The organism is Acinetobacter sp. WCHAc010052 (assembly GCF_002165295.2).
Classification (GTDB): Bacteria; Pseudomonadota; Gammaproteobacteria; order Pseudomonadales; family Moraxellaceae; genus Acinetobacter; species Acinetobacter chinensis.
The window spans coordinates 1-11,912 of the sequence record NZ_CP032142.1 but is presented as its reverse complement, the minus strand read 5'-3'; the positions used below and the strand labels follow the sequence as shown (position 1 = coordinate 11,912).

Here is an 11,912-nt window from a genome sequence, read left to right as displayed (position 1 = left end):
CTATTTAGTTAAAGAAGAAATTACCAAGATCAGGGGCAACGAAAACAAGGATACCTGCAACGATTAAGCCGATACCCCAACGCTTAACTTTCTCACTACCACCGCCAAGCATTGTGATTGCCAAACAAATAACACCAGTCACGAAAGCGACTGCTGCGATAATGACTAATTCATCATTAAATTGGTTAAGCTTTTGAGCAAATTTTTGACCAAACGCAGCATTTGCCAATTGAGCATAAAAAACAGCAAATAAGACAATTGCGTATTGCTTAGGATTGAGTTTATTTAAAAGATTCATGATCTATTCCTTAAAATACTTGGACGTATTGCCCTTTGTTAAGAGTTTGAACAAACGATGCTTGTTGCACGTTTGGTTGATTGCTTGGTTGATTATTTACACGCAGGCGCACAGGTTCAGATTGTGCTGAATAGCTATTGTTTTCTGTACTTTGATTTTGACTTGCGGAGTATTGCGGGTACTGATTTTGTTGCCATGAAGCGAGAACTAGAATGTCACTTTTTCGACTGGCTTCAGTAGGGTTATTATTTGCAGTGTAAGTTTTAAATGAACCACCCCCATTTAGTGTTTGGTATTTACTGGATACAAGGCGTACATAGTTTTGTGTTTCACGGTAAGGGGGAATACCTCCAAACTTTTCAACTGCCCCATGCCCTGCATTGTATCCAGCAATCATTTTTGTAAGATCACCATTAAATCTTTTATTCAGGAAAGCGAGATAACGAGTACCCGCAATAATAGACTGTTCAGGTTCATATAATCGGCTAGGGTCTACACCCATTAAACGAGCTGTAGAGGGAATGACTTGCATCAAACCCCTAGCATCTTTATGTGATCGAGCATTTGGCTTAAAGGCGCTTTCTCTTGCCATAATTGCCGTTACTAAATTAGGGTCTAAACCATTGGCTACAGAATGTTTGTGAATAAGATCATCATAAGGTGACGCATATACAAACAGTGGCGTACTGCAAGCTAAACCGATTATAAGTTTTTTAAACATTGTCATTATTCCTTATAGAGTTATAACAGTATAACTCTACTAGCTTAATCAATAAATGGTCTATTTGAAAATTTATGTTTCTCTTTAAAGAACTGGTCTAAAGCGATAAGATAAATTAAGTTTTTGGTAAGTCTGCGGTTCTTAAATTCTTCAGGAACTTTTAATTCACCACGCTTATATCTCAAAAAGTGTTCGTCCATTTCTGCGAAAAATTCATCACTTACATAAAGTTGTTCACGTTTCATAACTTGTCCCTAAAATTTCTATACAGCCAAAAAAGAATCCGAAACTTTAGCATAGGTGCGGTATTTCATCGTTACTAAAGTTGGCGGGTAATGTCCTGAAAACTTCATATAAAAGTGCAGAGGTTTAAGACTGCTTATTTCTTCAGCTTTAACTACATTTTCTTTTTCTTTTACAAGTTCAGGTCTTGAATCTTTATTTGCAGATTTCATTTTCCTTAATACTTCAATTGCACCGAAAGCTTTTTCATATTCTTGGGGTGTATAAGTGTCTTGAGAGTTGACAGCACAGACACCAAAAGAAGAAAAACAACCACGTAGCGTAATAGAGAATTTTTCTCCATAGATCGTGATTAATTGAGCCAGACTTTGAATGCCTGCTAAAGCAATAAGTCTATGTTTACGTCCTTTAGTTAATACTGCTTCGAGATACGATAAACGGTTCAAAGAGCCGAGTTCATCTAGGCAGAATATAAAATCAGAATAGTTATCAAAGTCAGATAATAAAGAACTACAAATAACGTCAGTCGCACAGCTAACTAATGGTTGCAATGCAGTTAATTGATCTTCACGCCAAGTAATAAAAATATTGCCAGTACCATGCTTTAAATAATCCCTAAACGAAAAATCACCAATTTTAGAATGAGTGTGAGGGCTTAAATATGTAGTAACAATACTGCGTAAAGTACCGACTAATTCAGAGTTGCCAAGTAAGCTGTAAGCTTGAGTACCTACTAAAAACTCTTTGAGTTTATCGTCACTTGAAATTAATAAAATTTCTAAAAATTGTTGTGTCTGCTGTTCTCTAGTAAGTTCATCCATTTCTAAAACTTTGGTCATGGCAGACTTAACAATAGTACGAGCCATCGTATTAAAATTTTCGTGATTTGCGTCTGAAGATTTAGGAATGATTGTCATTGAATATGTTTCAATGTCATAAGAATTTTGTACTTCATTAATCACTGACCAATGGACTGATCGAGCATCGAAAGGGTTGAAAATAACATCACCTTTCTTAGCAAATAAACTTGCGTAAGTTCCGTTAGGGTCAACCACAATTAAGCGGGTTTTACTGCGAGAATCAGCAACACAAGAATCTAAAAAATCACTGATTGAAACTGACTTACCTTGACCAGTACCACCAGTTAAAAGGAAGTGTTTATATTTTAAATCTTTAGGAACAGGCATACCGCAAAAACGGATTTGGTAATCTTTTTCTTTGGTCATTCTTCTTAATTTGAATGGGCTTACTAATTGCAAGCCCCGAAGAACACGAACGTATCTTTCGCCCCCAAAAGGTGTTTTATTGTTTTGAAAATAAAACCAAGCCAAAGCACTACTAATAACCAAAGCCAACAGCAATATTAAAACGTATAAAGGCGTTTTAAACGTCAATGGAATTGCATAAAGAATAGCTTGGACTTTATGATCTTTTGGGATAATAAAAAACTTCGGTAAAAAAATAGCCCATGTTGTAATCACAGTGATTACAACAGCTAAAACAGCGTGACCGAAGATTTTTTGCGATTGATCATTCATTTTACTGTCCCCAAGAATTTTTGAACGGCTTGATGGGAAGCGACCTTATAAGAATCCATGCTTGACTGCATCATGAGCATGTTAGCTTTAAGCTTCGCTTGATTGGCTACCAACATACTGTTTTCAATAGCAAGGGCATTCGCCAAGTCTTTTGATTGCTTTAACGTATTGGTACTTACTTGAGCCAACGACTTTAGGTTTTGCATATTACAATTTACTTGTGTCCAAGCTACTTCAGCGTCTACATAAGCTGTGTTTACACGGCTTGCAGTTATGTTTTGAATCTGTGCCAATTCCTTGCTTGCATATACACCAGTATTGGTCGCAATTTGACGTTGCAATTCGTTGTAGGCGTTTTGCTCTTTAGGTGTATTGAAAATATTAGTCGGTTGAGCATCAAAGCCATTAGGCAATTCAAAGCCTGCAATTTGCATCACATTGGTAAGAAGTCCTAGCCCTGCAAGCCCTTTAGTCACACTGTCATATTGCCCTTTCAAGACTTGAATCTGCTTCATTAATTCTTGAACTTGTAGAACTGCATCGGCATTTTTTGTCGGGTCAAAAACTGTTTTACCTACGCCACCAGTTACAGGGGGAACAGGCGGTAGGTTGATAGGTGAATCAATATCAACTTGTTCTGCTTCAGGTAGCTTTACAGGCTTACATGCGCTTTGTGTTTCTAGCTTGGCTTGTATCTTCTTCTGATTACTGTTTTCTATGCCAGTCGTTGCAGGCTTGCCACCTGAAGTAGTCCCGCCTTTAATTACGTTGCCACCAAAATATGAACCAGTACCGCCATAATTTCTATAAAACTGGGCGATCTTAGGCACATAGTCTTGCGTTTCTTTAGGCATAACTTTTTTATTACCTTTCAGATACGAACGTAAATTACCCATACCCCAGTTATAGGCATAGAGTGCATGGGGCATGTTGCCGAATTGCTGATTTAATTGCTTCAGGTAACGAGTACCCGCATTAACATTTTGTGTGGGGTCATTGGGATTGGTAACGCCCAAAGAACGAGCCGTTGCGGGCATAAGTTGCATTAAACCTTGAGCGCCTACGCCTGACTTAGCAGTATTGTTATGCGAAGATTCTTTTTGAATTACTGCATGAATTAAAAGCGGGTCATATCCATATTTAGCTGAAGCTGAAGTCACAATATCGTTGTAAGGTAAATTTGAAGCAATAGTTGCCCCGCTTAAACCTACCAGTACCAGTAGCGATAGTTTTTTTAATTTCATTTTCATTATTCCTCTACCGCAACGAGGACAGTTTAACCAGGAACTACGTTACCTGTTTAAACTTGGCCCGTTGCTATTTCATCACTTAGCCACAGCCAAACGGTTAGCTAGATCAACTAAGGTTTTATAGTGTGAGCCTTGTTCACCCATTGATAACTCATAGCACCCGCCATTTGCTTGAACTCGCATGAAGTCGTGAGCTTGGCTTGTATTGTCAGAAATGGTCGGAGATACAAACAATGCTTTTGCGTTAGGGATGCTTACTGGCAATTCACCAAATAACCCCACTTCTTGCGGTACACAAGCAGGGTCAATGCTGTAATAAACTTTAAGATCGGCACATGCTTCGTTTTGGCAACTGGCATCACTTGAAAATTTATAAGTGACATAGTTCCCTTGATTGGGAGCTTCAGGCACATAAGTTAATTTATTGCTTTGAGCAAATGACTGAAGAACTTGGGTAAATGTCTGCGGTAACTGTGCTTCAGCAGACAAACTAATTAAGGCGCAAAGAGCAATAGTTGTTTTTTTCATGGCTTAGTCCTTTTTAAATTTGTATGCTTGGCTTGGGTTATCAACATCGGTCAGAGTAATAACACCGCCCTTTTGTTCCATTAAGAAAGCGTCTTGATTGTTATATTGAACAACCATTTTTTTATCTTTCTCTACAGCCGATAATGCAACATCACCCCATGAGTTTTTTAAGGTAACTTGAGTACCTTTATTGGCAACGATAAGCCCGCTACTCATGCCTTGTTCTTTCTCAAATGCTGTTTGATCAATACGATTGTATTGTCCGTCCAAGCCCTTAGATGAGCAGGCAACACTAGCTAAACTAAGCAACGCTAGAAAAATGTGTTTTTTCATTTTTGAAATCCTCATAAGCTTTAAAATAAATAGCTGAACAGCCATAACCGCCTGTTTCTGTTCTTCCAAGTTGAACAATAATGTCTACACTTTGTTTAACAAAAGATTTAACTTGGTCACTGGTTAATGTAGTGCCTGCCATAAGAACCATAAGCGTTAAACGCTCAATAGCATTAAGTGGGTCATTGGCATGTAATGTCGCAATTGAACCGCCATGCCCTGAAGAAATTAGGTTTAAATAAGTGAATGCTTCAGCACCTCGAATCTCACCCAGTAAAATGCGTTTTGGATACAAACGCAGGCAAGCTTCCATTAATGACTGTGCATCGACTTTAGCTTTACCCTGTCCACCTCTTGAATAATAAAGTTGCAACGTATTTTCATGCGGAGGGCGTAACTCCTTAGCATCTTCAATAGTGATTAGTCGTTCGCCCAGTGGTATGCAGTCATGAATAATGGAGTTAAAAAAAGTTGTTTTTCCTGAACCTGTACCCGCAGAAATAATGATATTTTTTTCATAACCCACCGCTTTACGAATGAACTCATGAAAGTTTCGGGCTTCGTATAAATCGAATAGCTCTTGATCTTTTGCAGTGATTTTTGCAAATGGTTCAACAGAATTTAAAACTTCCTCATAAGCTGAAAATGGCAGACTTAAAATACTTGGTTTACGAATAGATAAGCCGATCGACCCGCCAGTTACGGCAGGGTCACGGACAAATTGAATACGGAAAAATAAACCCTCATGTTGCGGTGATGCAATTTGAGCAGAAAGCAAAGGCTGTGCTTCTGAAATTGTTTGATTGGTTTCAGTTGCAATGCCTTCGGCTAATCGCTTCAAAAGCGCATAGGTAAGGTTAGGATTCTCTTTTTTAATCATGTCCCTTGTACCTTTCATAGCAATGAAATATTCCAAAGGCTTATTAACTGAAATTTCAGTAATTTGATCATTATCAAGATCATCACCAAAAGCTTTTTTCAAATCTTCAAGTACAAGGATTGACATAATTAAGCGCCTTTCTTATTGGTTTAAAATAGTTGAAAAGTCCAAGTCTTTAGCAACTAGAACTTTAATGCGTGTGCCGTGAGCGACTGTAATAGTCGGAGGAATTGACAAGTTACGTTGTAGAACACGGTCAGCTTGATTGCCGAATGAGTTTGCAACTTCAGTACGATAAGTCTGTGAAGCATTGTTTTGGTCGCTACTGCTAACACCTGCATTACTTACACCCGCACCAATAATGCTAAGTAAAGTAGCTGTTCCGAATATGCGCCCATAATGGTTGTTCACTTTACCGCCTAAGCCTGCGATACCAAGACTGTTAGTGCTTGGGCTATCGAGCATAATTTCTACGCCATTAGGTGTGATTGCACGATTCCAAACCGCCCCGATTTCTGCTTGTCCGTCATTAACAATTGATGAGTATTGACCGAATAAACGAGTACCCGCAGGCAGTAAACGATTACGTCCTTGTTCGCTATAAACATCATTAGTTACACGAGCAATAATGTTGCTTGGTAAATCGCTTTTAACAGCAGTTTCTAAAACTGCATCTACGATCTTGCCTTGTTGTATAAGCATTCTACGATCAGCGTTATAACTTGCATGAGCAATAGGCGCTTTTTGATTAGAAGTGCTTGAATCAAAACGACCACCCATAGAACCCGCAGTGCTATTTGCAATGCGTGGATTTACATTGCTTGCACCCGCTTGGTTGCCATTGGCATTAGATTGTTGTGAAGCTTGCATACCCATAAATAACGGTGCAAGTTCAGGCGGTATGCCTGCCATTGCACTAGCATCACCATTAGGGCTAACACCGCCACCTTTACCGCCATTCTCATTAACCATGATTCCAGACTTGTAGCGGGCGTTTAAAAGGGCTTGTTCTTTAGCCATAGCATCTTGTCTAGCCTGCTCTTGTTGCATTGCTAGTTGTTGTTGCTGTTCAGCTAATTGACGCTCCATTTCGAGCTGTTCAGGGCTTTTTTCAGTAGGGTTTACAGGGTCAGGGGTAGTCGCAGTTGGGATTGGTTGCGGATTTCCGAATCCGAATCTATCCATGCCATTAAAATTACTGCCGTCCATCCCTGTTACTGGTTTAGCAACAGCACTTTCTACACCGCTTTCTACACGGCTTTCTTTGTTCTTTTGCAATTTCAGATAAACGCCAAAAATTACCAAGCCAATAATGAGGGCTAGTAAGCCACCGAACTTAACCAATTTGCCTATGTCTATATTTTTAACAGACGTTTTAGGCTTATTCTCAAAAGCATCTTGACGTTCAAAATCATCTTTACCATGTTCTTTTTTTTCATCATGGAAAACATGATTTTCAGTGCTGAAGTTATCTTGGGTTTTAAAGTCATCGTTACCCAAATTTTTATTTTCATTTGTCATTTTATTTTCCTCCAATCACTTCAGGTTTACGGAGAATACAAACGTATTCTTTGCCAAGTCGCAGAGTGAAAGCATCGTTTACTTTCTCAATCACGATTACATCCCCCTCTTGTCTTGAGTTGGTAAGTTCTTCGTATCCCTCACCATTAACCGCATAAACTGCGGGACGAGGTGAATTTTTCGCAATACGAATAAATGTGAATTGGTCATCATCACTTACGCCAAGAACTTTAATAGATTTGCTTTTAGTGGCATCCATTCCCCATTTTTGGCTTGTCATAGGCAGTTCACCTAAAGCGGGACGAGGTGCATTTTGTTGTGCCAATAAACGATTAGTTCTATTGGCATCTGCATAGTTAAAGCGCAGTACATAAACTGGTTGTGAACTATTGAATAGATTGAAGTAATAATTTCGCTTATCAGTGATTACGGTTAAGTTTGTACGGTTCATGCCTGCTTGTGGTTTTTCCGCAGGCTTGATGAATAGACGATTACCTTGTGGGATTATTTGCCATCCAATCGTGTCACCTGAAGCAACAGTTTGGATAGTTTCATTTCCAAACTCGACAGTAGTTGAAATACCAAAAGTCGTTGATAGTTCAACAACGTGGCTTTCAGAATACGGAACAACTTTAATGCGGTTATCCGTTTTCAAACCAACAGGAATTTGACGAGCAAAAGTTGGCGCTGAAGCAATGCACGTTGCTGTAAGTAAAATGCTTATAAGGGTCTTTTTCATATCCGATTACCTTATTAATTATTAGAAGTCTGTGCCACAGGCTCAGAAGCAGTGCTTGCTTCAGGTTTAGGCAATGGTTGAGTAACTGGGTTTTGAGTAACTAACGCATCATTTGATGAGTTTTGCGTTAAGTTCCAGTTCTTAAACTTCACGCCAAATGGGTTAATCCAACGATCTTTTACGTTGAGATCGTCAAAGTTGTCAGTGATATAGTCAGCCGTCACTGTGTAGCTGTACTGGCGAATTTCAGCACCTTTAATAACGGTTGTTTTAAAGTTGGCTTGAACTTTATTGTTGCCAAGAAAGTTGACAGCAATAACTTTAGGAGTGATTGAGCCAGTTTCACCTAGTTGGTTGTAAGGTGAGTTTTGATTCATTCCGCTAACTTCATTTTCAAAGTCGGTACGATCTTGGCTATCTAAGAAAATAGAAGCTTTGCTGTACTGTGCAGAAAGTTGGTCTTTACCAACTTTGCCGTAATAGCCATAGCGATTGCTGATAGTGTCCCAAAAGTAGGAGGTCACTAATTTTTCAATAAGTTTAGGGTCAGTAGTTGAATCAAACTTTTCTACACTGGTCATAATTCCAGTTTCAGAATCAATTACAGCAATCATAGGAACTGGTTGTTTTAAAGGTGTTAATCCTTTAATTGCGATACCTTGAGCAACATTACCTATACCTAGAACGGTCGCCAAACCAAGAACCCAAATAGTGATTTTACCGTTACGATTTTCAGACTTTTTAGTATTGTCTTGAATCTCTTTAATTTGAGCGTCTAACTGCGCTTTTTCTTGTGGTGTCATTAGCGTTTACCTCCACGACCAAAACTTTTAACCATATTGGTGCCTGAACTGGTGATACTTGAAGTCGCACTGGTTGAAGCTTCAAAGCCACTGCCGACCAAAGAAATTGCAATTTTTGGAACAAGCCAAAACAGCCCAATAACAACGATCAAAACAATTACCATGATGAAAGCCCCAGTAAACGTACTGCCGTTTTCATTAAGGTTTTGAATGCCTGCGACAACTGAAGTAAGCACTAAGTCACAGCTCACAATCAGCAAAAGAAGAACAACAAGAGGGGTTAAAATTGCTTGTAGCCAGTTTGTGGCATATCTGCGAGTTGCAGGGAACATTGCACATGCAAGAAAAATCGGTGCAACTGCGATTAGAATGCCAATAATGACTTTACAGATAATCCAAATTAAGAAGAATAAACCGCAGACAATGCAGGCTAAACCAAAAATCAAGCTATAGATCAGGACAAAGAAGAAGCCCGAAACGACATTGGTAATACCTGTATCAATGTTATTAAAAGCTAATGCGATAGATTCAAAGATAATAGATACAAAAGACTGCAATGTTGTTTTTGAATCTGTACCTGTCATTTCAGTAATCAGGTTCGGTACATCATCGAGGAATACTTCAGCAACGTATGGAAAGAAAGCATCCCATGAAAATACGATTGACCAAATCAACAGCATAATAACGAAAGTGGCTATCACACCCTGAATTTCTACAGCCATGCCTAACATCATTTTAATAGCTTGGAACGAAATCCAAATAATGATAAAGCCTGCAAAAACTGGAATGATTGGAGCTGTGACTTTCTGATAGTAACCTTGCAAATTGTCTTTAATGTTTTTATCAACACCAGTAATCAGACTATCAACAACCTTGTCTAATTCAGACATACCATTTTTGGTAACTTCAGATACATTCTGCGATATTTGATTAGAGTTATACGCACCGTTAGAACCGCCAGTCGTCCCAGTAGGTGTACTGCCATTGCCTAAATCTTGTGGATTGGTAAAGTTATCGACCGCATAAGCCGAGCTAAAGCTAAAAAAACTAAACAGAAGCAAGAAAGCATAGATAATCTTTTTCATAGTGACCTCAGCGAATTACTGGAATTTCGGGCGGGTTTTTTGAAGTCTTTAAGAAAAAGTTTTGTGTATCTGATTTTCTTAATTTTCCGTCTGAATAGACAAAACAATCACTAGCCAAAGAGCCTTCATAGCAATATGTATCGTCTTTAACGAATGTTAAGACCCCGCTTGATTCACCAGTAAATTTAGGCAACTTTGCAGGGTTATATTGGTTCATGTTTTGGATTTGATAATTGACTTTCTTTACTGGGAAATTGCCCTGTTTATCAGCTTCAGAAATCACATAGTACGAATAAAAAAATTCAGATTTTGGAGTGTGTTCGGGAACCCATACGCCTGAAATGTCAGGCTTAGAAGTGAAACAGCCAGTTAGACCTAAAGCGACAACCGCAGAAGCTAGACCGAGTTTAATTTTATTGATTTCCATTTTGCTGTTCTCTCTCATAAGTTAGAACACCGCTTTCACTACCAAGCTTTAGCTTTCCATCTACAAGCTGAAAACAAGCATCGTTAGGCGCACAAAGCAAACCGTTATCAGGTTTAAACTTCATGTCTGTAAAAACGCCTTTAGCTAAAATAGTGACGGTGTAAACGTCTTTAGTTGTGCTTTTATCAATAATGATTCGATCATTGATAATTACGTCATTTGCTGATTGCGATTGTTGCCCTATTGGGTTCATCCAAACGCCTACATAGTCATCCCCTTTCACTTCAGGCGCTTTAGGCTCGTCAGAACAAGCCGTCAAAACTAAAGCCGTAGCGATCGGAAGTAATAGTTTTTTCATACGACATTACCCCCAGTTTTTACCGTTTTAGTTACTTGAGCGAATGGGTCAGAGATTTGATTTTCAGCGCTTGGGATTGGTTGATATACGCAAGCGCATGGTGATTTTTTTAATCCCTTTTGTGATGATGTATTTGTGGCACAGGCTGTAAGTGCTGTTAGGCTCAAAATGCCCATTGTGACGAAGATTTTTTTCATAGTTCTAGCCTTATCGGTTATAGAGTTATAACAGTATAACTCTATAAGTTTAAAAATAGAACAAGTTTACTAAAATCTAACCATTTCAACTGTTTTAAATGGTAAACAAAAAGATAACACTCTTATTATTAAGTATTCATATTCAATCACTTAATTGTAATTTTTTACTATTGAGTATAAAGGCTCGAAAGTTTATGCACGTATTGGGAATGCTTCAGCATACCCAATGCTAAGTAAAGCTTTGAGCAATCAACCGACTGTAGGTAAGGGCTACCGTTCCCGCAGGCACAGAGGGCGATAGTTAATTTATTTTGATTTTATGAATAATAATTAAGCGTGTGGTGATACCCTTTATTTAGGGTGATTTAGAGTTATAACTCTATGATATTTCAATAAATAGCAAAAAAAAGTTTTTGATTGTTATAGGGAAATTGTGAAATAGCGCACAAAGAAAAAGCCCCGATAGTCTTGCAACTATCGGGGCTATGTTCTATATTCTTCGGTACACAGTTATTTGATGCGGTAAACATCATCTAACGAAGATCATAAGGTTTGGCGACCGTTATGATTTCACCTGAAAGGCTTGTACCTGAACTCTATTATTGCATTTATATTAGATTTTGCAAGTCATACAATGAAAAAACTTCGTTAATTTAGTGTCTATTCGTGTATCAAATAAGCGCATTGTTTATTTGCCGAGCTTCGTCTACTCCTGTGTTTTATAAAACTTTATGTTTGTAAGTGCATTGCCTTAAATGGGTCAACAATGGCATAGAGTTTTAAAGACGGTTGGTGTAGCAGGAGGATACAAGTGACGGCAGTATCACCAACGCAAGAGTTAAGCACCTAGCCAGTGTAAAACGCCCGCTTGCTGATGAACGCACAATAGGCGGGGACGCAGGGAATACGCTAGGAACTGGCATAAATAAGACGTTGGGGAAACCCTCCTTGAGATTGCCGACCTAGTGAGTGAGCTAATGCGTGTGCAGGG

General features: G+C 38.7%; 14 protein-coding genes. All 14 read right to left on the bottom strand.

The window, feature by feature from the left end:
* Positions 1-4: 4 nt before the first annotated feature.
* Positions 5-298 (bottom strand): TrbC/VirB2 family protein, encoded by a 294-nt coding sequence (locus CDG61_RS00275; RefSeq protein ID WP_017480461.1) that lies wholly within the window; start codon positions 296-298, stop codon positions 5-7.
* A gap of 10 nt (positions 299-308) precedes the next feature.
* On the bottom strand, positions 309-1,019 hold the full coding sequence (locus tag CDG61_RS00270; protein WP_017480462.1) for a lytic transglycosylase domain-containing protein: 711 nt from the start codon (positions 1,017-1,019) through the stop codon (positions 309-311).
* A gap of 44 nt (positions 1,020-1,063) precedes the next feature.
* Positions 1,064-1,264: a hypothetical protein gene (locus tag CDG61_RS00265; RefSeq protein ID WP_004999346.1), complete on the bottom strand. Its 201-nt coding sequence runs from the start codon at positions 1,262-1,264 to the stop codon at positions 1,064-1,066.
* Positions 1,265-1,282: 18 nt separating this feature from the next.
* Positions 1,283-2,800: a type IV secretion system DNA-binding domain-containing protein gene (locus CDG61_RS00260; protein ID WP_015060710.1), complete on the bottom strand. Its 1,518-nt coding sequence runs from the start codon at positions 2,798-2,800 to the stop codon at positions 1,283-1,285.
* Positions 2,797-4,044 carry a lytic transglycosylase domain-containing protein gene (locus CDG61_RS00255; RefSeq protein WP_017480463.1) on the bottom strand — a complete coding sequence of 416 codons (1,248 nt, stop codon included), beginning with the start codon at positions 4,042-4,044 and terminating at the stop codon, positions 2,797-2,799. The genes CDG61_RS00260 and CDG61_RS00255 overlap by 4 nt, the downstream gene beginning before the upstream one ends.
* Before the next feature lie 81 nt (positions 4,045-4,125).
* Entirely contained in the window at positions 4,126-4,578 is a 453-nt protein-coding gene (locus CDG61_RS00250) for a hypothetical protein (protein ID WP_004999340.1), read from the bottom strand.
* A gap of 3 nt (positions 4,579-4,581) precedes the next feature.
* The gene (locus tag CDG61_RS00245; protein WP_004999338.1) at positions 4,582-4,911 is read right to left on the bottom strand and encodes a hypothetical protein; all 330 of its coding nucleotides are present in this window, start codon (positions 4,909-4,911) and stop codon (positions 4,582-4,584) included.
* Positions 4,880-5,917 (bottom strand): P-type DNA transfer ATPase VirB11, encoded by a 1,038-nt coding sequence (gene virB11, locus CDG61_RS00240; protein WP_015060713.1) that lies wholly within the window; start codon positions 5,915-5,917, stop codon positions 4,880-4,882. The genes CDG61_RS00245 and virB11 overlap by 32 nt, the downstream gene beginning before the upstream one ends.
* A 15-nt stretch (positions 5,918-5,932) precedes the next feature.
* Positions 5,933-7,312 carry a TrbI/VirB10 family protein gene (locus CDG61_RS00235; RefSeq protein WP_005000433.1) on the bottom strand — a complete coding sequence of 460 codons (1,380 nt, stop codon included), beginning with the start codon at positions 7,310-7,312 and terminating at the stop codon, positions 5,933-5,935.
* A 1-nt stretch (position 7,313) separates the two neighbouring features.
* The gene (locus tag CDG61_RS00230; protein WP_005000435.1) at positions 7,314-8,051 is read right to left on the bottom strand and encodes a TrbG/VirB9 family P-type conjugative transfer protein; all 738 of its coding nucleotides are present in this window, start codon (positions 8,049-8,051) and stop codon (positions 7,314-7,316) included.
* Between the two features lie 14 nt (positions 8,052-8,065).
* Positions 8,066-8,854 (bottom strand): VirB8/TrbF family protein, encoded by a 789-nt coding sequence (locus tag CDG61_RS00225; RefSeq protein WP_005000436.1) that lies wholly within the window; start codon positions 8,852-8,854, stop codon positions 8,066-8,068.
* Positions 8,854-9,939 (bottom strand): type IV secretion system protein, encoded by a 1,086-nt coding sequence (locus tag CDG61_RS00220; RefSeq protein ID WP_005000437.1) that lies wholly within the window; start codon positions 9,937-9,939, stop codon positions 8,854-8,856. Before CDG61_RS00220 ends, CDG61_RS00225 begins: the two co-directional genes overlap by 1 nt.
* A 7-nt stretch (positions 9,940-9,946) precedes the next feature.
* On the bottom strand, positions 9,947-10,366 hold the full coding sequence (locus CDG61_RS00215) for a hypothetical protein (RefSeq protein ID WP_005000439.1): 420 nt from the start codon (positions 10,364-10,366) through the stop codon (positions 9,947-9,949).
* Positions 10,353-10,724, bottom strand: a complete 372-nt coding sequence (locus CDG61_RS00210; RefSeq protein WP_005000442.1) for a hypothetical protein — start codon at positions 10,722-10,724, stop codon at positions 10,353-10,355. The genes CDG61_RS00215 and CDG61_RS00210 overlap by 14 nt, the downstream gene beginning before the upstream one ends.
* Positions 10,725-11,912 lie beyond the last annotated feature (1,188 nt).